This window comes from Flavobacterium sp. NRK1 (assembly GCF_024054175.1).
Lineage (GTDB): Bacteria > Bacteroidota > Bacteroidia > Flavobacteriales > Flavobacteriaceae > Flavobacterium.
The window spans coordinates 2,551,677-2,576,630 of record NZ_JAMXLA010000001.1 but is presented as its reverse complement, the minus strand read 5'-3'; the positions used below and the strand labels follow the sequence as shown (position 1 = coordinate 2,576,630).

Sequence of the window (24,954 nt, the reverse complement as noted above, 5' to 3'; positions counted from 1 at the left end):
TTATAGCGTCCTAGAATAGGTAACCGGGCTGCACTGTGCAAATTTAACTTGAGCAGTAATACCAAATTTATGGGTTTTAATGTATTCGTTTAAAAGCTGAATTGTTTTTCCTTGTCTGCCGGAAGGTCTTTAAATGCGTAAAGAAAATAATCGATAGTACCATCAGGCCTCATGTAAATCCTGTTGAAACCTTTGGTAACAGCATCCCATTTAAAATTGTGTGAATCTAAGTATACTCCCAGTCCTTTTAGAAAATTCTGATAGGCTGCAATATGCTTTTGTTGGTCTTCTTCAGTTTTAAACACACCATCATCTCCCAAAGCTCCTTTGTATACTTTATCTACTTCAGGGCTTATTCCTTTTTGTTTTGCTTCCTCAAAAGGCATCGCAATCTCGCTATCAACAAACGATGTAAACAACAGGCAGAGTAGCATTACTTTCATAATAATTCATTTGGTTAGTATATAAAAATAACGAAAAATAGTAACTAAAATGTACATCATCCATAAAAAAATCCCGAAGTTTTCACTACAGGATTCGTTTATATTCAGATTGATTTGTCAAATAATCAAATCAACACATTACCAAATAACTATTGTTCTTCCTCTTCTACGGTATGAGATTTAGAGTAAGTGCGCCATTTCTCAATACATTCCTGCATGTCGGCAGGTATTTCGCTGTCAAAACGCATAAACTCTTTTGTTGTTGGGTGTTCAAAACCTAATGTTTTAGCATGCAGTGCCTGACGCGGTAATATTTTAAAACAGTTATCTATAAACTGTTTGTATTTTGTAAAAGTTGTACCTTTAAGAATATGGTCGCCACCGTAGCGGGCATCATTAAATAAGGTGTGCCCTATGTGTTTCATATGCACACGTATCTGGTGTGTGCGTCCTGTTTCAAGCCTGCATGAAACCAAAGTAACATAACCAAAACGTTCTAATACTTTATAATGCGTTACCGCATGTTTTCCCTGATCTCCTTCAGGAAAAACAGCCATTTGCATACGGTCTTTAACGTGACGGTCAATATTTCCTTCTATAGTTCCCTCCTCCTCTTCAATATTCCCCCAAACTAATGCTACATACTCTCTCTCAGAAGTTTTGTCTGCAAACTGTTTGGTAAGATGTGTCATAGCCAATTCTGTCTTGGCAATAACCAATAGACCTGATGTATCTTTGTCGATTCGGTGTACAAGTCCGGGCCTTTCGCTGCTGTTCATAGGCAGGTTATCAAAATGATAAGCCAGTGCATTAACCAGCGTACCACTATAATTACCATGCCCCGGGTGTACAACCATACCTGCCTCTTTATTTACAACAAGAAGCTGATCATCCTCATAAACTATATTTAAAGGTATATTTTCGGGCTCAAGCAGGTATTCATATGGCGGATGCTCTAAAAGTATCCTTACAATATCGTTAGACTTAACTTTATGATTAGATTTAACAGGTACATCATTTACATATATATTGCCCGCTTCTGCTGCCTTTTGTATCTTATTACGCGTAGCATTCTCAACAAGATTCATTAAAAATTTGTCCACCCTCAGTGGTGCCTGTCCTTTGCCTGCTTCAAAACGGTAATGCTCAAATAACTCCTCGTCCGGCTCCTGTTCAATAATTGGATTACTCATTTTTTTATTCTGTTTCTGTCCTGTCTTCTATTATATCTTCTGTTTCCGGTTCCTCATAACCTGTTTTACCATCACCCAGAACAAGGTCTATTTTTGATGCTTTTAATATTTTATCTCCTGCTTTTAGTTTTTTACCGTTTTGCCATACTTCAAGTACCACGTCTTTAGCAAGATAAGGTTTGTAAGTTTTTTTGCCTTCTTCAAGCCCTGCAGATTTAAGCAATGGTAATGAAGCTCTGTATGTTTTCTGGATAATGTCGGGCATACTAACTTTAGCATATCCGGCAGAGTTAACTTTTACATATACCTTTCTGCCATTTTTCACATTCACCTTAGGCAGTGGGTCCTGCTGAACTATGGTATAGGCAGGGTAATCAGCTTTAAAATCTACAGTATCAAGAACAACATATTCCAGTTTAGCAGCTTCAAGAGTCTCTTCTGCTTTATCAACAGTCATTTTGCGAAGGTCCGGCACAGGAATTTCCTCACCATGATTTGTAGCATAGCTAAGGTATTGCAGTAATGCAAAAACGATTACTATTATAATAACCAATGCTATTATTAACTGCTTGAAAAAAACTTTACTCTGTAGAAAATCTTTAAGGCTCATCTATTACAAATTTTGGCAAAGATATAAATAATACTAAACTTTATAAGTTTACACAAATAATGATATTTTTGTGTGGACTTTATACCTGTTAATTATAACGCATTTATATATTAATTCGTGTAAGATCAATAAACAATAACCTTTGTAAATAAATGAATGTAGCAGTAGTAATGGGCGGATATTCAGATGAATCCGTTATTTCTATACAAAGTGGTCAGCTTATATTAAACAATCTTGACCGCAAACAATATACTCCGTTTGAAGTACATATTCTGCCTGAGGGCTGGTATGTATTAACAGATGGACACAAATTCCCTGTTAATAAAGGTGACTTTTCTTTTGAAAAAGATGGAGAAAAAGTAACTTTTGATGTTGCTGTAAATACAATTCATGGTACTCCGGGTGAAGACGGACATATGCAATCGTATTGGGAATTACTCGAACTGCCTTATACAGGTTGTGGCTTCTATCAGTCTGCACTTACTTTTAATAAAAGAGATACTTTATCGGTACTTTCAAAATTTAATATTCCCAAAGCAAAATCTATTTATCTTTCTAAAGGAGACAGGGTTACAGCACAGGAGATTGTTGATAATTTAGGCCTACCATTTATGGTAAAACCAAATCAAAGCGGAAGCAGCCTTGGTGTTTCTAAAGTTAATGACATTAATGAATTTGAAAAAGCACTTGAATTTGCTTTCGCAGAAGATTCTGACATACTGATAGAAGAATTTATTAAGGGTACAGAAGTTTCAGTAGGTGTACTTAACCTTAATGATAAAACTACCGTACTGGGTATTACAGAAATAGTATCGCATAATGACTTTTTTGATTACGAAGCTAAATATCACGGCAAATCAGATGAAATAACACCTGCAAGAATTGATGCTGAAACAGAAGGAAAAGTAAAGGAAGTAGCAGCCAAAGCTTATGATGCACTTAGCATGAGTGGGTTTTCACGTACTGATTTTATTATTCGTAATGGTGAACCGCATTTTATAGAAATGAATACCAACCCCGGATTATCTCCTCAGAGCATTTTCCCACAGCAGGCACAACATGCAGGAATACCTATGTCTGAATTACTGGATAATGAAATAAAACTTGCACTGAACCGTAAAGTACTCTGGAAGAAATAGTAAATTAGATTTGAAAAAAGTCATCACTATATTAAGTTAGTAAGATGTCCTATTAAATCTCTAAATTCAAAGAAATGAAAATAGCCGTTTTCCCCGGGTCTTTTGACCCCATTACTCTTGGTCATTATGACATCATTAAACGTGGTGTAAGCCTATTCGATAAAGTGATTGTTGCTATAGGAGTTAATGCCGAAAAAAAATATATGTTTTCATTAGAGGAACGTAAAAGGTTTATTGAAGAATCATTTAAAAACGAGCCAAAAGTAGAGGTAGTAACTTATGAGGGACTTACTATTGACCTGTGCCGTAAAGTAAACGCAGGATTTATTTTAAGGGGCCTTCGTAACCCTGCCGATTTTGAATTTGAAAAAGCTATAGCGCACACAAACCGACAACTATCTAAAATTGAAACCGTATTTTTACTTACGGCAGCCAGTACATCATATATAAGTTCCAGCATAGTCCGCGATGTTTTACGCAATGGCGGAGATTATACTATACTGGTACCTGATGCCGTAAGGGTAAAATGATTTGTATGAAGAAAATTTTACCATTACTGCTTTTTAGTAGTATCATATTTGCACAAAAAAAAGTAATGTATCAAACTCCATACGAAAAAGGAAACGGAAACCAGACAGCTACTTATGCTGAAACTATAGCTTTTTTCAAGCTTCTGGATAAAGATTTTGAAAGCATCCAGATGGTTGAAATGGGACTTACAGATAGTGGAGAACCTTTACATATTGTTATATACAATCCCCATAAAAATTTTGATTTTAAGCAAATTAAAAAAAATAAAGCTGTACTATTATTAAACAACGGTATTCATCCCGGAGAACCTGATGGGATTGATGCCACTATGATGCTTTACAGAGATCTTGCAACCGGAAAATTAAAAGCACCGCAAAATACTGTAATTGTAAATATTCCTATATATAATATTGGTGGTGCCTTAAACAGAAATTCTCACACAAGAACGAACCAAAATGGCCCTGAAAGCTATGGTTTTAGAGGTAATGCCCGTAATTATGACCTAAATAGGGACTTTGTGAAAAGTGACACTAAAAATGCTAAAAGTTTTGCACAGATTTTTCATCTTGTAAATCCCGATGTTTTTATTGACAATCATGTGAGTAATGGGGCAGATTATCAATACACTTTAACTTATATTGCAACCCATCATCAAAAGCTCGGAGGTGAACTTGGTTCTTATTTTAAAGAAGAAATGATGCCGGAAATATTGGCTTCTTTAAAAGAAAAAGGAATAGAAGCTACTCCTTATGTAAACGTGCATGACACAAAACCTGACACAGCAGGTTTTACCCAATTTATGGACTATCCAAGATATTCTACAGGATATGCGTCTATGTTTAATGTATTGGGATGTATGCCCGAAACACATATGCTAAAAGAATATAGCTCCAGAGTAAAAGTCACTTATGAATATATCGCCGAATCAATAAAATTTATTGATCAAAATTATAATAGAATTAAGCTTTTACGTTCTGCCAACTTAGAAAATTATATCCCAGGTAAGCATTACACGCTTCAATGGAAAATAGATTCTACACAGGTTACTCCCCTGCCCTTCTTAGGTTATAACGGCGATTACAAAACCAGTGAAGTAACCGGCAAACAAAGATTATATTATGACCGCAGTAAACCCTTCAATAAAATGGTTCCTTACTATCAAAGTTATCTTTCAACTTTACAAGTAACGATACCGAAAGCCTATATTGTTCCGAAATCATGGTGGAATGTAATAGAGTTATTAAAAATCAACAATATAGAAATGGAACCTTTAGCTAAAGATATTGAAATTGAAGTGGAAAGCTATCGTATAAAAGACTATAAAACAAGTAAACAGCCTTATGAAGGACATTACCCTCATCATAACATAAATATTGAAATCAGCAGCAAAAAAATTGCTTTTCATGAAGGCGATTTTGTAATAAACACACAACAGCCAGGTGTTAAATATCTATTGGAAACTTTAGAACCTCAAGCTATAGACTCGTATTTTAACTGGAACTTTTTTGATCCTATACTCCAGCAAAAAGAATATTTCTCTAATTATGTTTTTGAAGACACCGCTGCTAATCTATTAAAAAATGATAAAAACCTTAAAGCAGCCTTCGAAAAGAAAAAACAAGAGAACAAACCGTTTGCAGATGATGCAGATGCACAATTAGACTGGATTTATCGTAATTCTGTATATTATGAACAATCACATATGGAATATCCCATTTACAGAATAGTAAAGTAAATTTACTCCCCTTTGTATTAATAAAAAACCGACCGATAAGATATATCGTCCGGCTAAAAAATAAAAACTATCTTCTTCAGCAATTTATTGCTTAACTATCTTTTTAGTTATTTTCCCTGAATCAGTAGAAATATTTAGAAAATATACTCCTGCTGCATAGTTTGTCATATTAACGGTATTACCGTTTAGATCAGCGTTAGAAACTTTTCCGGCAACATCTGTTATAGTAGCACCGGCAATATTTATTGTACCAGGAGCTTTAATAGTTACAATACCGTTAGTTGGGTTAGGAAATAACGTTACTTTATCTACTAAATTCGACTTAATACCGGCAGTTTCAGAGCTACCTGTTACATTAATAACAAAGTTAACATCACCAAAATCTCCAAGCTCGGTAACATCTGTAGGAGTAGTAGCTCCACAGCCTACAGCCATAAGATAAGAAGGGCCTGAAGCGCCAGCAGTATTACCTCCTATAAAAAAATCACCCGAAATTTCAACTACCAATTCAGAACCTGCAGGTACAACAGCCGTAATTGGAACTTGCTTAAGTACATTTAATGTTTCACCAGCTTCGGTGTAACTTACTGTAATAGTTGCAAGTTGCGTTAATGAACCAGGATATCCGCCAGGATAAGCCTGTGAAGTTGTTGATAAAGTTATTGTTAAAGGAGAACCTGCTGTAATATAATCCTGCAAACCAAATTCTACTTCTGTAACGTTCCAATCTTCAGTAATATCAAAATCTGAAAGCACAAAACTTCTACTGTAAACATTGGGTGCTGTAGGACATCCAAGATTCCCTCCTGATTCTACAGTAGTTTCATCATTGTTTTGTGAAATTTTTTGTTGTGCGTTAGATGTAAAGAAAGTTGCCAGTATAAAGGCACCAATAAGTAATTTTTTTCTCATATTATTAAGATTTTAGTTTTGGTAAAAATAAAAATGAAATAGTTATATGATTACTTAAAATATTTAAAAAAAAACATATGATTTTTACAAAAAAAATAATAAAAATAGAAATCGAATAACAATAATTAAAAAAACAAATTCAATAATATGCAAATATTAAAATAACTTTATTTTTAATAATATTACAATATTATATATAGAAAAAAATCAAGAATGTTTTAAATAAAATGCACAATATGTAAGATTTTTAAGTAAATTTATTCAAACTAAACTTATTAAACTATGAAATTTACTTACTTAAAAAAAATGCAGTCTGCAATAGTATTGCTGGCAATTTTGCTTTCAGGTCAGGGTCAGGGTTATGCTCAAATTAACTATGTTGTAGAGTCAATACCATATCAGATATATGAGACAACAGTACCTATTGAGGGTACTTTTGATGATTATTATTCAGATATAATTGAAATACCTTTTGACTTTACCTTTTTTGGACAAACCTATAACCAATTTGTAATATCCGGCAACGGATTTATAAGTTTTAATACAGAACTGGCTAATACATTTTCTACCTGGCAGTTCAGCAATACTATACCCAATGTTGATTTTCCTGTTAAAAATGTAATACTGGGATGTTATCATGATATGAATTCTGTTGCAACAGGTTCTCAGGCAAGCCGTACCTCGACTGTTTTGGGTGAAGCGCCCTACAGGCAATTTGTAATTGCTTTTAATGATATGCCACAGTATTATTGTAGTCAGTTTGGTGCATCAAGTTCATTTCAGATAATTTTGCATGAAACACTTAATTATATAGATATTCAGATAACAAAAAAAGATTTATGCCTCGACTGGAATAATGGAAATACAGTAGTTGGAATTATAGACGCCACAGGAACAATAGCTTATAGCCCTGAAGGACGTAACACCGGCGCATGGGAAGTAACAACTGGTGAAGGGTGGCGTTTTAAAACAGATGCAACAGCATCAATCCCTGATAATCTAATGAAAAATCCTATTTCACTTTATCCTAATCCATCATCTGGTATTCTTAATATAGAAAACAACTCGGGAAAGGTTTTAAAAGATATTTCATTTTATTCGGTTACTGGTGCTTTAGTAAAGCAAACAATCGATAATAAGATAAACATTTCCGATTTACAAAATGGAATTTACATTGTAAAACTCCAAATTGAAAATCAGATACTGAATTATAAATTGATTAAAAATTAATTGACTTAAAATTCTAAAATAGCCTGTTAAGTAACTGTAAATACTTAACAGGCTATTGGTTTTTAAAGCAGATTAAATCACTATTTATCCAGCTCTACTGTTTCAAAAAGTAATTTTATGTTCTCGTAAGAGTTTGTAAGTACCTCTTTAATTTGTTCAGGGTTTAGCCATGCTACTTTTTCAATACCTTCTTCAAGCTGTCCTGAAAGTTTACCACTATAATCGGTTTTCATTTCATACCAATGTGTTACTTTAAGCCTGTAAGTACCGTTACGCTTAAAAACATGATATGTTTTTTGCAATTTCTGAGTAATTTTAAGTCCTTTTACACCTGTTTCTTCTTCTACTTCCCTTATAGCTGTGTCTTCAATGTCTTCATTTTTCTCTATACCTCCTTTAGGAAGGTCCCATTTACCATTCCTGAAAATAAAAAGAACTTCCCCTCTTTTGTTATAAACGAGTCCTCCCCCGGCTTTAGCCACCGGGATTTTTTCTTTTAATTTTTTTAATGTTTCTTTTTCATCAGGATGGTAAAGAAAAGCTTTTTGAATTTTATTATTAAACATATTTACTATTAACTGTTCAATATCAACGCTTTCCAGTAAAAACATTCTGAAATCAGTTTCTTTTTCAACAGTATTAGTCAAAAAAAGTGGTTTATCGTTTACAAAAACTTTATACATTTGCAATATGATTTTCAATATAGACACCGCCAAAAAAACAGCCGAATTGCTTTTACAAATAAACGCAATTAAATTAAATCCTAAAAATCCTTTTACATGGGCTTCAGGATGGAAATCGCCTATATATTGTGATAATAGGATAACGCTCTCATTCCCACCAATAAGAAATTACATACGTGAGGAATTTGCAAAGCATATAGAAAAAGAATTTGGCAAACCAGATGTAATTGCAGGTGTGGCTACCGGTGCTATAGGTATAGGCATGCTTGTTGCAGAATATATGGGACTGCCATTTGTATATGTACGTCCTGAGGCTAAAAAGCATGGCCGTCAGAATCAGGTGGAAGGTTTTCTGCAAAAGGGACAAAATGTTGTTGTTGTTGAAGATCTGATAAGTACAGGAAAAAGCAGCCTTCTTGCTGTAGAAGCACTTAAAGCGGCTGGGGCAAATGTAAAAGGCATGGTAGCCATATTTACATATGGCTTTGATATATCCGTAGAAAACTTTAAAGAAGCTAATGTAACATTACATACATTAGGAAATTATAAAACTCTTTTAGAACTTGCTGTATCTAAAAACTATATTACTGAAAAAGAACAGGAAACCCTTATTGAATGGAGTAAAAGCCCTTCAACCTGGGGACAGGAGGTTGTTTAATACATATTATACGCCATAAACACTTAACAAATAATCCATAATAATTAACCAATTTTAACAACCACCACAATGAAAAAAATCATTCTGTTTTTACTGCTGTTAACAGCTGTAGTTTCTAACGCTCAAATTAAACAGGTACAGGAAGAAGAAAGTTCTCTTACCGAAATTGGAACAATTTCTCCTTTAGGACAACCAATGCATATGGTTTGCTACAAGGATGAAGAAACAAATGTTTACATTTTTAAATATCTTGATACTGAATATAAAACTTTAAAACAATATGAGCATTTTATGTTTAAAGATACGGGAAATGATTTTGAAACCTTATATACAACCATAATAGACGGTCTTAAAGAAAAGGAAAAAAAGTCTATAAAATTAGAACTTGAATCCAATTTTGTTTGGATAAACTTTGTAAAAAGCTTCGGCATGACGTTAGTTTCATTTTCATCTATAGAAGGAAAAAATGAGAGCCTGCATAAAGGCACCTCAAACATGTTTACAAAAAAACAGATCGAAAAACTTTTTGGTAAAAAATAAAAATCAAAAGATACTATCTTTAGCAGAGATATAAATCTATAAATAATGAATTTAGAAAGTCCTAAAGTAACCGTACAAAAACCGGCACAATATATTTTCGACCAGCTGATTGATGTAAGAAGCTTTGAGAAACTGATGCCCGACAATATTGCGAAATTTGAAGTAACCGGAGAGGAATCTTTCATTTTTGCTCTTAAAGGTATGCCGGAAATAAAACTGAAACTAAAAGACAAAGTTGCTCCCGGCAAGGTTGTTTTGGGTGCTGCAAGTGATAAACTGCCATTTACCCTTACAGGAAACATCAATGCAATAACAGGCACTTCAAGTGAAGTTCAGCTTTTTTTTGAAGGTGAATTTAATGCTATGATGGCAATGATGATTAAAGGGCCTATTACCAAATTTATAGAAACTCTTGCAAACAATATACACAAACTGTAATATCAGTTTGTGCCAAACTTAGCCTTTTAGTACTACTAAAAGGCTTTTTTTATATTTTTATACTCTAATGGCGTCAAAATGAAAACTTATATAATTCTGTTTATATTCCTTCTAACAGCAGGAAATACTTTTTCCCAAAACAATAATCTTACAACCAAACTTCTTGAGCAGGCTGATGATATGGGGAAAAAATTTATTGCAAAAGATTATTCGGGCTTTTTAAAATACAGCCATCCAAAAGTCGTAAAAACTATGGGTGGTGAGGCAAAAATGATTGCAGATACTAAAAAAGAAATCGAATCTCTTGAAAATGAAGGGGTAACTTTTTTATCTATAAAATTTGGTGCCCCGGATAAAATTATCACTATTGAAAATGAGCTCCAATGCACTTTCCCTGAAATGATAGAAATGCAGGTAACCGGAGGAAAACTCACAACTACTACAACTCTAATTGCAATATCTACTGACAATGGTAACAACTGGTATTTTTTAGATACAGGTGGAAATAATCTTTACAGCATGAAGATGCTTTTACCAAATCTGTCCGATGAACTTGATATACCAATACCATCAGATCCTATATTTGAAGAAGATAAAAAACCAGAATAAAAATTTAGCCGTTAAAGATTTTATAAAACGCCCTCACTCCATAAAGGTTTCACTAATTTTAAACCTTAAAACAACAAACCATGAAAGATATAAATGACTTTGAACTGCACTATGACCTTGAGGATGAAATGAATTCACAGGAACTTGTAGAAATACATATTGGCGACCTTACTCTACCTACCGGAAAAATTATTGTTGCCGATCCTTTTTTTTCTTTAGAACAACGTCCTTTTGCACGTACTGTTGAGCCAGACAAATATCCTGTTTTCATTTATATGTCAGAAATTGATCCTCTCCATCACAGGATTGCCTACGCAAAAATTAAATTCAGGCCTGAAGAAGCATCAAAATGGATATTGGCGATTACAGATGATATTACACGTGAGGAGCTTAATGATCTTGGAGAAGATGAGTTTTATGGCTTCCCTGTAGAATCGGGGCTTGCATGTTTTCTTGATGAAGAAACAAATACCAGGTTCACAGCAAAAATGGACGAATTGCAGGAAAAAAATCCGGAATCGAATTATTATGATGATGTACTGTCTGAAGAATTTAGAGAATATTCGGGTAAAAATAACTTTTCAAGAGAATTAGGCGACTGGAATGATCATCATCCTGATTCAGATTCCGATAATAATGTTATAATGTTTGCCTCAGGTTGGGGTGATGGCTATTATCCGGCATATTGGGGCTTAAATGAAGAAGGTGACACAATAGAACTTGTGATAGACTTTTTAATAAATGATTTTGACCCTGAAGGTGAAGAAGAATTTGATCAAGAAGATTAATCTTTACTTAATAAAGTAGCTGTACTTCTTTAATTCCATATTCGGCTACAGTATCATTTTCAAGCATTACCATAAGAGTTCCATTTTTTGAAACTCCCTTTATAATACCCATAAAGCGATTCCCATCTTTTTCAAAAGGCATGGGAACGTTTTTTTTATAGAGCATATCAATATATTTCTTCCATATATTAACGGTATTCTTATTCATAATTGCCGACACGTTTAACCGTAGATTTTTAACAATAGTATGCATAACAATATCTTTGTCATATTCTATGCCTGACAGTACAGATAAAGACGAGGCTTTAGCAAGCCCTTCAAAGTTTTTTTGGTTTATGTTAACCCCTATACCTACTATAGAAAAAATTTCCCCATTATTTTTAATACTATTTTCTATAAGTATGCCAGCAATTTTTTTATTGCCTGCCAAAATGTCGTTAGGCCATTTTATATAAACGTCATTGATCTTAAAAGTTTTCACAGCTTCAGCAATACTGAGAGCAACAGCAGCATTAAGGCTGAAAATTTCATTGATACCCAGTAATAAATCTTTAATCAATATGCTAAAAGTAAGGTTTTTACCTGACTCTGTTTCCCACTTTGCTCCCATTTGCCCACGCCCTGCTGTTTGATGTTCTGCTACTACAACAGTAAAGTTTTCAACGTATTGTGATGCACATAATTCTTTAAGATAGTCGTTAGTAGAGTTAATGGCACTGAGTTTGATAATATTCATTAAAACAACTTTAAGTAACTTTTAAATGCAAGTAATCTGCGTAGAAGCTTCAAAAGTAAATACAAAAATGATAACTTTGCGAAAACATATAATTTTAAATGGCTAAAAAAAATATAAGTAATGATGATCTGTTAGCTAATATCATCAAAGGTATTGAAGAAGTAAAAGGGAATGATATTGACATTCTGGACCTTAGGGCTATAGACAATACAGTTTGTGATTATTTCGTTATTTGTAACGGTACCTCAAACACTCAGGTGAACGCTATTGTTCATTCTATTCAAAAAACAGTTTCCAAATCATTAAAAGATAAGCCATGGCATGTTGAAGGCACAGAAAACGGCGAATGGGTTCTGATGGATTATGTAAACATTGTAGTACATGTTTTCCAGAAACACATACGTGAATACTACAATATTGAAAGCCTTTGGGGAGATGCCCGCATTACATCAATAGGAAACAACTATTAATAATCGAATTTCATGTCAAAAGATAATAAACCATCGAAGCTTAAATTTAGCCCATGGCTAATTTATGGTAGCATTCTATTAATGTTTTTAGCAATAAGCTGGCTGTCAGGAGACTCCAACTGGAAAGACCCTAAGTCTATATCTCTATCTAAGTTTTACGAATATCTCGATAAAGGACAAATAGATAAAGTCACATATAATAAAACTAACGCAGAAGTCTATCTTAAAAAGGAAGCTTTAAAACTTCCTGAAAATGAAAAGGTAAGAGAAGATTTTTTAGGTAAACCAAATAAAGGGCCTCATTACTCTTTTCAAACCGGCAATACAGAAGACTTTCAAAAAAGGCTTTATGAAGCCCGTGAACAAGGTAAACTAAACGATTACGACCCTCAACCGGATGGAATTTGGGGCGAACTGTTATTTACACTATTACCAATACTTGTTATTGTGGCTCTTTGGATTTTTATGATGCGAAGAATGTCCGGTGGCGGTGCAGGCGGTGGCGGTGGCCAGATATTTAATATCGGTAAATCTAAAGCCAAACTATTTGATGAAAAGAATGATATAAAAGTAACATTTAAAGATGTTGCCGGCCTTGAAGGTGCAAAAGAAGAAATTCAGGAAATTGTAGAATTCCTTAGAAATCCGGAAAAATATACAAATATTGGTGGTAAAATACCAAAAGGAGCTCTTCTTGTAGGGCCTCCCGGAACAGGTAAGACACTTTTAGCTAAAGCTGTAGCAGGTGAAGCCAAAGTGCCTTTCTTCTCACTGTCAGGCTCTGATTTTGTTGAGATGTTTGTTGGTGTAGGTGCATCGAGGGTTAGAGACCTTTTTAAACAGGCAAAAGAAAAATCTCCGGCTATTATATTTATTGACGAGATTGACGCTGTAGGACGTGCCCGTGGAAAAAACAACTTTTCCGGTTCTAATGATGAACGTGAAAACACCCTTAACCAGCTGCTTACGGAAATGGATGGTTTTGGAACTAATACTAACGTAATTGTACTGGCTGCGACCAACCGTGCCGACGTGCTTGATAAAGCACTTATGCGTGCAGGCCGTTTTGACAGACAGATCTATGTTGATTTACCGGATATTCGTGAAAGAAGAGAGATTTTTGAAGTGCATTTGAAACCGTTAAAAAAATCTGAAGATCTTGACACAGAGTTCCTGGCTAAACAAACACCTGGCTTCTCGGGAGCAGATATAGCAAATGTTTGTAATGAAGCTGCCCTTGTAGCTGCCAGGAAAGACAAGAAAATGGTAGACAAACAAGACTTTCTGGATGCGGTAGACCGTATAGTAGGTGGTCTTGAAAAGAAAAATAAAATTGTTTCTCCTGAAGAAAAAAGAGCGATTGCTATACATGAAGCAGGCCATGCTACAGTAAGCTGGATGCTTGAACATGCTGCCCCTCTTGTAAAAGTTACTATAGTGCCCCGAGGCCAAAGCCTTGGTGCCGCTTGGTATTTACCGGAAGAAAGGCTTATTGTAAGGCCTGACCAGATGCTTGATGAAATGTGTGCTACCATGGGTGGCCGTGCTGCTGAAAAAGTAATTTTTAACAGGATTTCTACCGGAGCATTAAGCGACCTTGAAAAAGTTACCAAACAGGCACGCGCTATGGTTACTGTTTACGGACTTAATGATAAGCTTGGTAACATTACTTATTATGATTCTTCAGGACAAAGCGAATACAACTTCTCTAAACCGTACTCTGAGGATACAGCAAAATTGATTGACCAGGAAATTTCTGCTCTTATTGAAGAACAATACCGAAGGGCTATACAATTGCTGGAAGATAACAGAGATAAACTAATAAAATTAGCCGATATACTTATTGAAAAAGAAGTTATTTTTAAAGATGATCTTGAAGATATATTTGGCAAAAGATTATTTGACAAACCAGATTTTGAAGTAATTACAGAGGCTTAGACAAAAAAATTGTCAATATTTATAAAAATCTTAATTCAATACTTAAATTGAATTAAGATTTTTTTATCTTTGAGCATATCAGGAGAAATAAGGTAATGTAAGATATGAGTCTTTTCAAGAAAATTTTTGGCGCAGTAAACGATGTTTCTAACGAAGAAAAAAACTCGGAAACGAGTCCTTTCCTTCCGGAAAAGCAACTCCCTGTCGACGAACTTTTTATGCTTAATTTCCGAAAAAACGGAGGTAAATTTATCTACTGCGACAATATGAATGAAGTTCATGAGCAGTTTTTAAATGTTCTTGAAGAAAATGACTGGTTTGAGTGTGAGGCAATGTGCCTTGAGCCTAAACTTTATGGCTTATTAGAAGAAAATAAACTTACATATACAAAATCTCCAAATCCAAAATTCCTTTTGGCATCCTGCGAAAACCTTATTGCCGATGAAGGTTCAGTTTTATTCTCATCCAATCAAATCAAACAAAATAAACCAAATGAGCTGCCGGCAAACATTGTTATTTTTGCCACAACAAGCCAGATTTTAGGCAATAAAAGTGATGGTTTAAGGGAGATCAAAAAAAAATATGATCGTGATTATCCTACCAATATTACCACAATTAAATATTTTGAAAAAGTAAAAGAAGAAGATTTCCTGCACTACGGCAGTTCTGCAAAAAATCTTTACCTGCTTCTTTTAGAAGATCTGTAGTATGAATGAAAGTATTGTCAGGACGCTTTCGGGAGTTGTTTATATCCTACTCCTTTTAGGCGCAACCCTGTTCTCCCCTATTAGTTTTGTACTGCTGTTCGGCATTTTTATGCTTATCGCCATTACTGAATTCTGCAAATTAGCAAACCTTAATAAAATGGTTCCATTAATAATGGGAGTCGCAGGACTTGTAATATTCTGCCTTTTAATAGATACTACACTCTACACTAATCTTTTACTAAATATAGGTGCCCTTTTTATTGCTTTTATGTTACTGGAGGAACTTTTTTATAAAGGCCCTATACCTAAGGATAAGACTGCAAAGCTTGCAAGGCTAACAGGCTATGTAATCCTTCCCTTTCTTCTTATCATCAGATTACCTTTTTTAATACAGGGCACTTATACACCTTATATAATAATAGGCAGCTTTATTCTTATATGGACAAATGATACCTTTGCCTATATAGTCGGCAAAACTATGGGTAAACATAAATTATTAGAGCGCATTTCTCCAAAAAAAACAATAGAAGGCTTTTTAGGGGGAATGATCTTTACTATACTTGGGGCTTACATAATCAGTCTTTTCGATATATTTTTAACACCTGTATTCCATTCAGCATATATATGGATGGGAGCCGCTATAATACTTGTAATCTTTGGCACGCTGGGCGATTTGGTAGAATCGCAGCTTAAAAGAAAAGCAGGTGTAAAAGACAGCGGAAACATAATGCCGGGACATGGAGGCATACTTGACAGGCTGGATAGTATTATATTTGCAATACCTTTTCTATTTTTGTATTACCAAATTTTAACTTATGTTTCATAAAGAAGGAGCTAAAATCATTTTTATTGCGCTATTTGTAACAGTAACAATAGCATTGCTTGCAGACAATTTTATACCGAGCGCAACGCTTAAAATTATTGTACAGCTGGTTGCACTGGCTTTTCTGGTACTGATACTGCAGTTTTTCAGAAATCCAAAACGTATAGTTCAGGCAACCGACCATAATATTATAGCACCGGTAGACGGAAAGGTTGTTGTAATAGAAGAAGTATATGAGCCTGAATATTTTAAGGATAAACGCCTTCAGGTATCTATTTTTATGTCTCCAATTAATGTACACGTAACACGTTATGCTGTAAACGGACTCGTAAAGTTCAGTAAATACCATCCCGGAAAATACCTTGTAGCCTGGCATCCAAAAGCAAGTGAAGAAAATGAGCGTACAACTGTTGTTATTGAAAATGTGCTTTTTGGAGAAATATTATACAGACAGATTGCCGGTGCTTTGGCAAGAAGAATTGTAAATTATGCGCAGGAAGGTATGCAGGTAATACAGGGTACTGATGCAGGATTTATAAAATTTGGTTCGAGGGTAGATTTATTTTTACCTTTAGGTACTGAAGTAAATGTAAAACTGGGAGAAAAAGCTATTGGCGGTAAAACAATAATTGCAACAAAAGCTTAATGCAGGAAAAAGATTTAGATACCCTGTTTAATGAAGCTTATGAAAAAGCCTCAAATATGACAGAATCGCTTCCGCAGGATGTCATGCTGAGAATTTATGCTTATTATAAACAAGCCACACAGGGAATTGCTTATAGGAATCATTATCAGAATTTTGATCTTCGCAATGCTTTTAAAATGAATGCCTGGATGCAGGTGAGACATTTAACTGCTGACGAAGCAAAAAAATTATATATAGAAACGATAAATTCTTTAATCAAATAAAAAACTAATCAATTATGAAAAAAGTAAAGATTTTGCTTTCCGCTTTTGTAATAATGGCATCACTTCAATCCTGTAAAGACAAAAACAACCTTGAAGAAGTTGTAGCTGTACCTGAACCTCAAAAAGAAGAGGCTGCACCTATGGGCAATCCTGATGATGTAAAAGCTGAAGAAGGTCCATTTCAGGTAGCGAAATTAGGATATGCATATGATGCTCTTGCTCCTTACATTGATGCTAAAACTATGGAAATTCATTACTCTAAGCATTATAAAAAATATATTGACAACTTAAACAAGGCTATTAAAGGAACTGACCTTGAAAATAAGACCATTGAAGAAATTTTCCGTACCCTTGATATGGAAAATAAAGCTGTAAGAAATAATGGAGGTGGTTTTTATAATCACACTTTCTTTTGGGAAGTTATGGGGCCTAATGCAGGAGGTGCACCAAAAGGTGCTTTAGCAGAAGCTATAAATAAAGATTTTGGCTCTTTTGATGCATTTAAAACACAATTTAGTGAGGCTGCCGCTACTCAATTTGGTTCAGGCTGGGCATGGTTAGTATTAGATGGTTCGGGTAAACTAGTTGTTACCAGCACACCAAACCAGGATAACCCTTTAATGCCAAATGCTATAGTTAAAGGTAAGCCAGTATTAGCCCTTGATGTATGGGAACATGCTTATTATTTAAATTACCAAAACAAAAGGCCTGATTATATCACAGCATTCTTTAATGTTATTAACTGGGATGCTGTTGGTAAAAAATATGATGCTGCACTTGCTGCCATGTAATAGCAATATAGAATGATTGAAAATCCGCCAAAAGGCGGATTTTTTTTATGCCTCTATATTAGAAGTCCCCATTGAATAATAGAATGCAGTTATTAAAATAATAAGCAATTTTAAGGCTTGTTTCTTTCAAAAAAAAGAGCCACATTTGAAGCATAAAACTAAACTATAAACTTAATATTGACCAATGAAATACTTATACCCCCTCTCCCTTTTATTTATTTTAGCTTCCTGCCAAAAAGAAGATAGAAAAGCTGTAGACCACTCAAAAACAGACTGGGCATTTTATAAGATTGAAGGAAATGTAAAAAATATATCTACCAAATCATGGCATGTAAATGAAAATCTAGAAAAAGAAAAAAACCAGTATGAAGACATGAGTAACCATGATAACGATATGCTTTTTGATGAGGAAGGCAAATTGATTTCTGAAAAACTTTATCTTAATAATATACCTTATGAAGAAACTACTTATAAAGGGAAAGATAAAAAACAACAGAAACTTCAGTATATTAATGGAAAAGTAGGTATTAAAATTGAGTATGACTGGGACAAGTCTGGTAAAGATAATACTTCTATAACAAGACGTAATGCAGATAATACGCAGATTGACCGTATTGAAATGAAATATCAGGGCAATAAATTAGCGGAGAAAATCACTTATAATTCTCAAAACAATCCTACAGATAAAATAACCTACCTGTACGATAGCAAAGGAAATGTAAATGAAGAGAATATTTACCTTGGAACAGAATATATACAATATAAAGGCATAAATAAATACGATAAAAAAAACAGGAAAATTTCTGAAGCCCGTTACGATAAAGCTTCAAAAAAACTCTATGAAACTATCTCAAAATACGAAGGTGAAAATCTGGTAAAGAAACACACTGTTAATGAAAAAGGTGAAACTGATTATTCTGAAGAATTTACTTATGATGCTAAAGGAAACATGATTACACATTCAATATTTGAGAAGTACGATAATTCAAACACTTTAAATACCTATAAGTATGATGACAATGGTAATAAAATTCAATGGGAAGTAGTTAAAAATGACAAACTTTTCATGATTGCCAATTATACATATGACAGTAAAAATAACACAACATCTATTATTGTTAATGATAATTCCGGAAAAGAAGTAGACAAGCGGGAATATGCTTATGACTATGATTCAAATGGAAACTGGATAAAGAAGACGATAAAAATTAAAAATGTCCCTCAGTTTATTGAAGAAAGACAAATTACCTATTATGACTAATACCAAAAAAGGCTGCCATATGGCAGCCTTTTTTGGTATTTATAACATGAAAATTTATTTCAGGCTTTCAAGGCTTTGTTCAATAGTGGCGATTTTAGCAAGTGTATCTGCTTCTTTCTGCCTTTCCATTGCTACTACTTTTTCAGGAGCGCTGCCTACAAATTTTTCATTAGACAGCTTTGCCTGAACTGATTTAAGGAATCCGCGGTTGTAGTTAAGTTCATCAGTAAGTTTAGCAATTTCTTCCTCAACATTTACGTTTCCGGTAACCGGTACAAAATATTCGTTAGAACGTACTCTGAACGTAAGTGCCCCCGAAATCTTTTCTGCTGTATATTCAAGAGAGGATATATTGCCAAGTTTGGCAATTACACTATCATATTCATCCGAAATCACCTCATTATTTATAATCCTAAGTTCTATAGCATCTTTTTGAGGGATATTTTTCTCTTTTCTTATAGTACGTATACCTGCAATAACTTCAGAAGCCATCTCAAATCCGCCTATAAGTCTTTCATCAGCCTGTTTTATTACAGGCCATTCAGATACAATAAGCGCTTCTTCCTTGCTTCTTTCTGCAATATGATGCCATATTTCCTCGGTAAGGAAAGGCATAAAAGGATGCAGTAACTTAAGGTTATTTTCCAGCATTTCAATAGCACTGTTAAATGTAGCTCTGTCAATAGGCTGTTGGTAGCCGGGTTTGATCATTTCAAGAAACCATGAGCAAAAATCATCCCAAACAAGCTTATAAATAGCCATTAGAGCATCAGATATTCTGTATTTCTCAAAATGGTCTTCAATTTCAGTTAAGGTCTTATTTAGTTTTGCTTCATACCAGTTTACCGCCTTCTTAGCATAATCAGGCTGTTCAATATCCGCTACCTCCCATCCTTTTATAAGTCGGAAAGCATTCCATATTTTATTTGTAAATGCTTTGCCCTGATTACAAAGTTCTTCATCAAATAATATATCATTACCTGCAGAAGCACTTAAAAGCAAACCGACACGTACTCCATCGGCTCCAAATTTTTCAATAAGATCTAAAGGATCAGGAGAATTACCTAATTGTTTAGACATCTTACGTCGCTGACTATCCCTTACAAGTCCAGTAAGGTAAACATTAGTAAATGGTTTCTCTCCTGCATATTCGTAACCTGCAATAATCATTCTTGCTACCCAGAAGAAAAGAATATCAGGCCCTGTAACAAGATCATTTGTAGGGTAATAATATTTAAAATCTTCATTTTCAGAATCAAGTATTCCTCCAAAAACAGCCATAGGCCATAACCATGATGAAAACCATGTGTCCAATGCATCAGGATCCTGTTTCAAATCGGCATCTGTAAGATTCTGGTTTCCTGTTTTTGTTTTAGCCAGAGATAAAGCATCTTCCGCAGTCTCAGCAACTACAAAATCTTCCTTGCCTTCACCATAATAATAAGCAGGAATCTGCTGCCCCCACCATAGCTGACGTGATATATTCCAGTCGCGGATATTTTCCATCCAGTGACGGTATGTATTATTAAAACGGTTAGGATAAAGCTTTACTTCTTCTGTTTCTAATACAGCTTTAATAGCAGGTTTAGCTAGTTCTTCCATTTTAAGGAACCATTGGTCAGAAAGTCTTGGCTCAATTACCGCCTTAGTTCTTTCCGAAGTACCAACTTTATTAATATGGTTCTCTATTTTTTCAAGATTTCCAATCGATTCAAGCTCCCTAGCAATTTCATCTCTTACCACAAAACGGTCTTTACCTGCGTAATGAAGTCCGAAACTATTTAAAGTTGCATCTTCATTAAAGATATCTATAATTTCAAGATTATGTCTTTCACCAAGTTCCTTATCATTTACATCGTGTGCAGGAGTCACTTTAAGACAGCCTGTACCAAACTCCATATCAACATATTCATCAAAAATAATTGGTATAATACGGTTTGCAATTGGTACAATAGCTTTTTTCCCTTTTAGATGTATATAACGTTCATCATTAGGATTAATACATATTGCAGTATCGCCAAGTATAGTTTCAGGACGAGTTGTTGCAACTACTATAAAATCCTGAGAACCTTCAATCTGATATTTTAAATGATAAAGCTTACCTTGTCTTTCTTCGTAGATAACTTCTTCGTCAGAAAGTGTTGTCTTCGCTTCCGGATCCCAGTTTACCATACGGTAACCGCGATATATAAGCCCTTTATTATATAAATCTACAAACGATTTTATAACCGATGCCGACATATCAGGATCCATTGTAAATTTGGTCCTGTCCCAGTCGCAGGAAGCTCCAAGCTTTTTAAGCTGATCAAGTATAACACCTCCATATTTGTCGGTCCATTCCCATGCATGCTTTAAGAATTCCTCGCGCGTAAGATCATTCTTATTAATACCCTCTGCTCTAAGTTTAGCAACAACCTTAGCTTCGGTAGCAATAGATGCGTGATCAGTACCCGGCACCCAGCATGCATTATACCCTTTAAGACGTGCTCTTCTTATTAACACATCCTGAATAGTATTATTAAGCATATGTCCCATATGCAGCACACCTGTTACATTAGGTGGAGGTATTACAATAGTATAAGGTGTTCTGTGGTCAGGTTCAGAATGAAAATAATTGTTTTTCATCCAGTAATCGTACCATTTACTTTCTGCTGTTTTGGCGTCAAATTGCGATGGAATCGTCATAATTTAGTGTGCTATATATAATTACTCCAAAAATATTGGTGTATGTTTTTAAAATGTAAGCAAAAGTAACCATATAAGTACAATTTTAAAAAAACATATGTCAATATTTGCACTTTAATTTAAAGTCTGTATTTTTACTTAATCCAAACACTACTACCATGAAAAAAATTTTACTCCTTATTACACTTATCTTTATAACCACAGTATCACATTCCCAATCAGGTGCAAAAATGGAATTGAAAACTGATACTGTAGACTATGGTACAACCAACAAGAATGATGATAGTGGTAAAAGGTCATTTGAATTTAAAAATACAGGTGATGCTCCTTTAATTATAAAAAATGTAAAATCAACATGTGGATGTACAGTGCCTTCATGGCCAAAAGAGCCTATAGCTCCGGGAAAAACAGGTGTAATAGAGGTTAAATATAATATGAGTCCCGGCCCTATAAGAAAAACAATAACCGTTCAATCAAATGCTGTTAATTATCCTGATGGTGTTGTAGCCTTAAAATTAAAAGGAGAAGTAGTAAAAACAGAGGAAGTCAATATCCTGGAAAAGAAAAAAAGTCTTCCAAACCAGTAAACTTCCGAAAATAATAATCAATACAGCTCTGCAATGCAGGGCTTTTTCGTTTTTAAGAAGTTTCATTTACTGTTACAACAGTAAATTTGCTTATTATAAAATTATTAAATATCTAAAAAAAGTCGCAAATTTGCGCCATTCATTATAAAATCTAAAATACAATGCCTCAAGTATCTAATAAAGGCAGGCAAATGCCTGAATCTCCCATCAGGAAACTGGTTCCTTATGCCGAAATGGCAAAAAAGAAAGGCCATAAAGTATATCACCTGAATATTGGACAACCGGATATTAAAACTCCTGAAGTGGCGCTGGAAGCTATAAAAAACAATTCTATTAAAATATTAGAATATAGCCACTCTGCAGGCTTTGAAAGCTACAGGACAAAACTGGCTGCTTATTATACAAACCATGGCGTTAATGTAAATACACAGGATATTATAATAACAACCGGAGGCTCTGAAGCTTTGCTTTTTGCTTTAGGAAGCACTATGGATGCAGGTGATGAAATTATAATTCCTGAACCATTTTATGCTAACTACAATGGATTTTCTGTAGCTTCGGGCGTGAAAGTAGTACCCGTAATATCAACTATAGATGAAGGTTTTGCACTTCCTCCTATTGCTGATTTTGAAAAGCTTATTACACCAAAAACAAAAGCTATACTTATCTGTAATCCGGGCAATCCCACAGGATATCTTTATACTCAGGAAGAAATTCAGCAATTAGCACAATTAGTAAAAAAACATGATCTTTTTCTTATTGCCGATGAAGTTTACCGCGAATTTACTTATGATGGTGATAAGCATTATTCGGTAATGAATGTTGAAGGTATTGAAGAAAATGCTATTATGATCGATTCAGTATCTAAACGTTACAGTATGTGCGGAGCAAGAATCGGATGCATTGTTTCTAAAAACAAAGACGTAATGGCTACTGCAATGAAATTTGCCCAGGCTCGCCTTAGCCCTCCTACTTTTGCCCAGATTGCCAGCGAGGCTGCTCTGGAAACTCCTATGAGTTATTTTGATGAAGTAATTGGTGAATATAAAGAGCGAAGAGATACACTTATTTCCGAACTTAATAAAATAGAAGGTGTAAAAGTAGCAACCCCTAAAGGAGCTTTTTACTGTATTGCTAAGCTACCGGTTGACAATGCTGATAATTTTGCACAATGGCTGCTTGAATCATATGATTTAAACGGAGAAACGGTTATGGTTGCTCCCGCTGCAGGGTTCTATTCAACTCCAAATGTAGGTTTGGATGAAATTAGAATTGCTTATGTACTGAAAAAAGAAGACCTTATACGTTCAGTAGAAATATTGGCTGATGCTATAGAAAAATATAAAGCCAGGTAATTTTTTTAATATCCATATAAAGCCTCACCTTGTGAGGCTTTTTTTTGTAGCATACAAGTTATTCTATATGATAAAGTTATAACATAAAAAAAACCGGGCAGCCTGATTGGCTGCCCGGTTTCTTTATTATGGATTCACTTCTTATCTTTTAAGTGAGAAATGCGCTTTAAACTCCCTTGTTACCGTTGTGGTGCCATCAAACTCAGGATAGGTTACACTGAACCAGTAGTCATCGGCAGGAAGCGGTGTACCGTTGAAGGTACCGTCCCATCCATCGCTCTCAAGGTCAGGGCTGATCTGTTTGATAAGCTTGCCATAGCGGTCAAAGATGTAAATTACAGATCCTGTGTTCTGAAGCCCGATGATGTTCCACGTATCGTGGAAGCCGTCACCGTTAGGGGTAAAGAAGTTAGGATAGTCTACAACACTAACACCTTCTATCGGAAGTACTCCGCAGCTGAACTCGGTCTTCACATCATATACCCTTACCATGTGAGGGCCTGGAGATACATTGGTAAATACAGGGCTGGTCTGTGTAGGGCCTTCATCAAGCTGGTACACATACTCTCCGTTCCCTTCCACTGTGATGGTGATCACCTGGTTGTCGCTGAAGTAGTTGGTTACATAATAACCTGCTCCTACAGGACTTGCCATTCCCGACTTGATCACTGTAAATACTGCTGAAAGGTCAGATACACACGCATTGGGAAGCGGCCCGGTTACCTCTACCGTATAATCACCTTCCGATACGGCAAGGTAAGTACCTGAGGACGGATCGGCGTCGGTAAGCTCCACTCCGTCTAAGAACCAGCGGTAGCTGTGCCCTGCAGGGGCTACACCGCTGTCAAGCAGCAGGCCGTCTGTGGTACCGTCTACATCGACACATACCGTATTGCTGCCGTTCTCCCCTGTGATCACAGGTTCTGCAAGGCGCTCTACATGCAGGGTGAAGGTAGTGATATCATGGCATTTGCTTAGTGTAGCGGTATTGGTTACCCTTACCCAGATGGTCTGGTCATCGGCTATAGTATTGGTATAGGCCTCAGGGGTGGCTATGGCATTTTCATAGTTCTCTGCATCTTCCAGGCTGGTGTAATACGTTACCTCATAGCCTGCAGGGTCCTGCGTGCCCAGTACCTCACCTTCTACAACCGTAAGGTCCCAGGTGCTGATGATACCGTCA

Annotated in this window: 27 protein-coding genes; 19 read left to right on the top strand and 8 right to left on the bottom strand. The window is 35.1% G+C overall.

Going from position 1 to position 24,954, the window contains the following annotated elements; all coding sequences use genetic code 11:
- Positions 1-89: 89 nt before the first annotated feature.
- The 3 genes from NHE85_RS11800 to NHE85_RS11790 all read right to left on the bottom strand — a co-directional run bounded on the left by NHE85_RS11800 (position 90) and on the right by NHE85_RS11790 (position 2,246).
- On the bottom strand, positions 90-443 hold the full coding sequence (locus NHE85_RS11800) for a hypothetical protein (protein ID WP_252812227.1): 354 nt from the start codon (positions 441-443) through the stop codon (positions 90-92).
- Between the two features lie 149 nt (positions 444-592).
- The gene (locus NHE85_RS11795) at positions 593-1,636 is read right to left on the bottom strand and encodes an RluA family pseudouridine synthase (protein ID WP_252812226.1); all 1,044 of its coding nucleotides are present in this window, start codon (positions 1,634-1,636) and stop codon (positions 593-595) included.
- A gap of 4 nt (positions 1,637-1,640) precedes the next feature.
- Entirely contained in the window at positions 1,641-2,246 is a 606-nt protein-coding gene (locus NHE85_RS11790; RefSeq protein ID WP_252812225.1) for a PASTA domain-containing protein, read from the bottom strand.
- A gap of 152 nt (positions 2,247-2,398) precedes the next feature.
- On the opposite strand from NHE85_RS11790, the gene NHE85_RS11785 reads away from it, so the two are divergent.
- The 3 genes from NHE85_RS11785 (at position 2,399) to NHE85_RS11775 (ending at position 5,651) form a co-directional block, all read left to right on the top strand.
- Positions 2,399-3,385, top strand: a complete 987-nt coding sequence (locus tag NHE85_RS11785) for a D-alanine--D-alanine ligase (protein ID WP_252812224.1) — start codon at positions 2,399-2,401, stop codon at positions 3,383-3,385.
- A 74-nt stretch (positions 3,386-3,459) separates the two neighbouring features.
- Positions 3,460-3,915: a pantetheine-phosphate adenylyltransferase gene (coaD, locus tag NHE85_RS11780; protein WP_252812223.1), complete on the top strand. Its 456-nt coding sequence runs from the start codon at positions 3,460-3,462 to the stop codon at positions 3,913-3,915.
- Positions 3,916-3,920: 5 nt separating this feature from the next.
- The gene (locus NHE85_RS11775) at positions 3,921-5,651 is read left to right on the top strand and encodes a M14 family metallopeptidase (protein WP_252812222.1); all 1,731 of its coding nucleotides are present in this window, start codon (positions 3,921-3,923) and stop codon (positions 5,649-5,651) included.
- Between the two features lie 84 nt (positions 5,652-5,735).
- Here NHE85_RS11775 and NHE85_RS11770 read toward each other — a convergent pair whose 3' ends face one another.
- Positions 5,736-6,563, bottom strand: coding sequence for a T9SS type A sorting domain-containing protein (locus tag NHE85_RS11770; protein ID WP_252812221.1), 828 nt, complete (start codon positions 6,561-6,563; stop codon positions 5,736-5,738).
- A 282-nt stretch (positions 6,564-6,845) separates the two neighbouring features.
- Between NHE85_RS11770 and NHE85_RS11765 the strand changes: the two genes are divergently transcribed.
- On the top strand, positions 6,846-7,793 hold the full coding sequence (locus NHE85_RS11765; RefSeq protein ID WP_252812220.1) for a T9SS type A sorting domain-containing protein: 948 nt from the start codon (positions 6,846-6,848) through the stop codon (positions 7,791-7,793).
- Between the two features lie 80 nt (positions 7,794-7,873).
- Here the strand turns inward: NHE85_RS11765 and NHE85_RS11760 are convergent, their stop codons facing one another.
- Positions 7,874-8,476, bottom strand: a complete 603-nt coding sequence (locus tag NHE85_RS11760; RefSeq protein WP_252812219.1) for an NUDIX hydrolase — start codon at positions 8,474-8,476, stop codon at positions 7,874-7,876.
- Positions 8,477-8,483: 7 nt separating this feature from the next.
- On the opposite strand from NHE85_RS11760, the gene pyrE reads away from it, so the two are divergent.
- The 5 genes from pyrE to NHE85_RS11735 all read left to right on the top strand — a co-directional run bounded on the left by pyrE (position 8,484) and on the right by NHE85_RS11735 (position 11,509).
- A complete protein-coding gene (gene pyrE / locus NHE85_RS11755; protein WP_252812218.1) occupies positions 8,484-9,134 on the top strand; it encodes an orotate phosphoribosyltransferase in 651 nt (216 codons plus the stop codon).
- Positions 9,135-9,203: 69 nt separating this feature from the next.
- Positions 9,204-9,674: a hypothetical protein gene (locus tag NHE85_RS11750; RefSeq protein ID WP_252812217.1), complete on the top strand. Its 471-nt coding sequence runs from the start codon at positions 9,204-9,206 to the stop codon at positions 9,672-9,674.
- Positions 9,675-9,719: 45 nt separating this feature from the next.
- Positions 9,720-10,112: an SRPBCC family protein gene (locus NHE85_RS11745; RefSeq protein WP_252812216.1), complete on the top strand. Its 393-nt coding sequence runs from the start codon at positions 9,720-9,722 to the stop codon at positions 10,110-10,112.
- Between the two features lie 78 nt (positions 10,113-10,190).
- Entirely contained in the window at positions 10,191-10,721 is a 531-nt protein-coding gene (locus NHE85_RS11740) for a hypothetical protein (protein ID WP_252812215.1), read from the top strand.
- 80 nt (positions 10,722-10,801) lie between these two features.
- The gene (locus NHE85_RS11735) at positions 10,802-11,509 is read left to right on the top strand and encodes a DUF4241 domain-containing protein (protein WP_252812214.1); all 708 of its coding nucleotides are present in this window, start codon (positions 10,802-10,804) and stop codon (positions 11,507-11,509) included.
- Positions 11,510-11,516: 7 nt separating this feature from the next.
- On the opposite strand, the gene NHE85_RS11730 is transcribed toward NHE85_RS11735, so the two are convergent.
- Positions 11,517-12,245, bottom strand: a complete 729-nt coding sequence (locus NHE85_RS11730) for a biotin--[acetyl-CoA-carboxylase] ligase (protein ID WP_252812213.1) — start codon at positions 12,243-12,245, stop codon at positions 11,517-11,519.
- A 98-nt stretch (positions 12,246-12,343) separates the two neighbouring features.
- Here NHE85_RS11730 and rsfS point away from each other — a divergent pair, with 98 nt between their 5' ends.
- The 8 genes from rsfS to NHE85_RS11690 all read left to right on the top strand — a co-directional run bounded on the left by rsfS (position 12,344) and on the right by NHE85_RS11690 (position 19,144).
- Positions 12,344-12,715 (top strand): ribosome silencing factor, encoded by a 372-nt coding sequence (gene rsfS, locus NHE85_RS11725; RefSeq protein WP_252812212.1) that lies wholly within the window; start codon positions 12,344-12,346, stop codon positions 12,713-12,715.
- A 12-nt stretch (positions 12,716-12,727) separates the two neighbouring features.
- Entirely contained in the window at positions 12,728-14,653 is a 1,926-nt protein-coding gene (gene ftsH, locus NHE85_RS11720; protein ID WP_252812211.1) for an ATP-dependent zinc metalloprotease FtsH, read from the top strand.
- Positions 14,654-14,757: 104 nt separating this feature from the next.
- The gene (locus NHE85_RS11715) at positions 14,758-15,360 is read left to right on the top strand and encodes a lactate utilization protein B/C (protein WP_252812210.1); all 603 of its coding nucleotides are present in this window, start codon (positions 14,758-14,760) and stop codon (positions 15,358-15,360) included.
- A gap of 1 nt (position 15,361) precedes the next feature.
- The gene (locus NHE85_RS11710) at positions 15,362-16,186 is read left to right on the top strand and encodes a phosphatidate cytidylyltransferase (RefSeq protein WP_252812209.1); all 825 of its coding nucleotides are present in this window, start codon (positions 15,362-15,364) and stop codon (positions 16,184-16,186) included.
- The gene (locus tag NHE85_RS11705; protein WP_252812208.1) at positions 16,176-16,829 is read left to right on the top strand and encodes a phosphatidylserine decarboxylase family protein; all 654 of its coding nucleotides are present in this window, start codon (positions 16,176-16,178) and stop codon (positions 16,827-16,829) included. Before NHE85_RS11710 ends, NHE85_RS11705 begins: the two co-directional genes overlap by 11 nt.
- Positions 16,829-17,092: an acyl-CoA-binding protein gene (locus tag NHE85_RS11700; protein WP_252812207.1), complete on the top strand. Its 264-nt coding sequence runs from the start codon at positions 16,829-16,831 to the stop codon at positions 17,090-17,092. The genes NHE85_RS11705 and NHE85_RS11700 overlap by 1 nt, the downstream gene beginning before the upstream one ends.
- A 14-nt stretch (positions 17,093-17,106) precedes the next feature.
- Positions 17,107-17,883 carry a superoxide dismutase gene (locus tag NHE85_RS11695; RefSeq protein ID WP_374676563.1) on the top strand — a complete coding sequence of 259 codons (777 nt, stop codon included), beginning with the start codon at positions 17,107-17,109 and terminating at the stop codon, positions 17,881-17,883.
- A 184-nt stretch (positions 17,884-18,067) separates the two neighbouring features.
- Positions 18,068-19,144, top strand: coding sequence for a hypothetical protein (locus NHE85_RS11690; protein WP_252812206.1), 1,077 nt, complete (start codon positions 18,068-18,070; stop codon positions 19,142-19,144).
- Between the two features lie 54 nt (positions 19,145-19,198).
- On the opposite strand, the gene NHE85_RS11685 is transcribed toward NHE85_RS11690, so the two are convergent.
- Positions 19,199-21,829: a valine--tRNA ligase gene (locus NHE85_RS11685; protein WP_252812205.1), complete on the bottom strand. Its 2,631-nt coding sequence runs from the start codon at positions 21,827-21,829 to the stop codon at positions 19,199-19,201.
- Positions 21,830-21,987: 158 nt separating this feature from the next.
- Between NHE85_RS11685 and NHE85_RS11680 the strand changes: the two genes are divergently transcribed.
- Positions 21,988-22,416, top strand: a complete 429-nt coding sequence (locus NHE85_RS11680) for a DUF1573 domain-containing protein (RefSeq protein ID WP_252812204.1) — start codon at positions 21,988-21,990, stop codon at positions 22,414-22,416.
- 161 nt (positions 22,417-22,577) lie between these two features.
- Complete coding sequence (locus NHE85_RS11675) at positions 22,578-23,771, top strand: pyridoxal phosphate-dependent aminotransferase (RefSeq protein ID WP_252812203.1); 1,194 nt, start codon at positions 22,578-22,580, stop codon at positions 23,769-23,771.
- Positions 23,772-23,912: 141 nt separating this feature from the next.
- On the opposite strand, the gene NHE85_RS11670 is transcribed toward NHE85_RS11675, so the two are convergent.
- Positions 23,913-24,954, bottom strand: a 1,042-nt coding sequence (locus tag NHE85_RS11670; RefSeq protein WP_252812202.1) for a T9SS type B sorting domain-containing protein, incomplete at its 5' end; no start/stop codon positions are given.

Coding starts and splice junctions, on each gene's coding strand:
- NHE85_RS11800 (WP_252812227.1), bottom strand. CDS start 443: ATGAAAGTAATGCTACTCTGCCTGTTGTTTACATCGTTTGTTGATAGC.
- NHE85_RS11795 (WP_252812226.1), bottom strand. CDS start 1,636: ATGAGTAATCCAATTATTGAACAGGAGCCGGACGAGGAGTTATTTGAG.
- NHE85_RS11790 (WP_252812225.1), bottom strand. CDS start 2,246: ATGAGCCTTAAAGATTTTCTACAGAGTAAAGTTTTTTTCAAGCAGTTA.
- NHE85_RS11785 (WP_252812224.1), top strand. CDS start 2,399: ATGAATGTAGCAGTAGTAATGGGCGGATATTCAGATGAATCCGTTATT.
- coaD (WP_252812223.1), top strand. CDS start 3,460: ATGAAAATAGCCGTTTTCCCCGGGTCTTTTGACCCCATTACTCTTGGT.
- NHE85_RS11775 (WP_252812222.1), top strand. CDS start 3,921: ATGAAGAAAATTTTACCATTACTGCTTTTTAGTAGTATCATATTTGCA.
- NHE85_RS11770 (WP_252812221.1), bottom strand. CDS start 6,563: ATGAGAAAAAAATTACTTATTGGTGCCTTTATACTGGCAACTTTCTTT.
- NHE85_RS11765 (WP_252812220.1), top strand. CDS start 6,846: ATGAAATTTACTTACTTAAAAAAAATGCAGTCTGCAATAGTATTGCTG.
- NHE85_RS11760 (WP_252812219.1), bottom strand. CDS start 8,476: ATGTATAAAGTTTTTGTAAACGATAAACCACTTTTTTTGACTAATACT.
- pyrE (WP_252812218.1), top strand. CDS start 8,484: ATGATTTTCAATATAGACACCGCCAAAAAAACAGCCGAATTGCTTTTA.
- NHE85_RS11750 (WP_252812217.1), top strand. CDS start 9,204: ATGAAAAAAATCATTCTGTTTTTACTGCTGTTAACAGCTGTAGTTTCT.
- NHE85_RS11745 (WP_252812216.1), top strand. CDS start 9,720: ATGAATTTAGAAAGTCCTAAAGTAACCGTACAAAAACCGGCACAATAT.
- NHE85_RS11740 (WP_252812215.1), top strand. CDS start 10,191: ATGAAAACTTATATAATTCTGTTTATATTCCTTCTAACAGCAGGAAAT.
- NHE85_RS11735 (WP_252812214.1), top strand. CDS start 10,802: ATGAAAGATATAAATGACTTTGAACTGCACTATGACCTTGAGGATGAA.
- NHE85_RS11730 (WP_252812213.1), bottom strand. CDS start 12,245: ATGAATATTATCAAACTCAGTGCCATTAACTCTACTAACGACTATCTT.
- rsfS (WP_252812212.1), top strand. CDS start 12,344: ATGGCTAAAAAAAATATAAGTAATGATGATCTGTTAGCTAATATCATC.
- ftsH (WP_252812211.1), top strand. CDS start 12,728: ATGTCAAAAGATAATAAACCATCGAAGCTTAAATTTAGCCCATGGCTA.
- NHE85_RS11715 (WP_252812210.1), top strand. CDS start 14,758: ATGAGTCTTTTCAAGAAAATTTTTGGCGCAGTAAACGATGTTTCTAAC.
- NHE85_RS11710 (WP_252812209.1), top strand. CDS start 15,362: ATGAATGAAAGTATTGTCAGGACGCTTTCGGGAGTTGTTTATATCCTA.
- NHE85_RS11705 (WP_252812208.1), top strand. CDS start 16,176: ATGTTTCATAAAGAAGGAGCTAAAATCATTTTTATTGCGCTATTTGTA.
- NHE85_RS11700 (WP_252812207.1), top strand. CDS start 16,829: ATGCAGGAAAAAGATTTAGATACCCTGTTTAATGAAGCTTATGAAAAA.
- NHE85_RS11695 (WP_374676563.1), top strand. CDS start 17,107: ATGAAAAAAGTAAAGATTTTGCTTTCCGCTTTTGTAATAATGGCATCA.
- NHE85_RS11690 (WP_252812206.1), top strand. CDS start 18,068: ATGAAATACTTATACCCCCTCTCCCTTTTATTTATTTTAGCTTCCTGC.
- NHE85_RS11685 (WP_252812205.1), bottom strand. CDS start 21,829: ATGACGATTCCATCGCAATTTGACGCCAAAACAGCAGAAAGTAAATGG.
- NHE85_RS11680 (WP_252812204.1), top strand. CDS start 21,988: ATGAAAAAAATTTTACTCCTTATTACACTTATCTTTATAACCACAGTA.
- NHE85_RS11675 (WP_252812203.1), top strand. CDS start 22,578: ATGCCTCAAGTATCTAATAAAGGCAGGCAAATGCCTGAATCTCCCATC.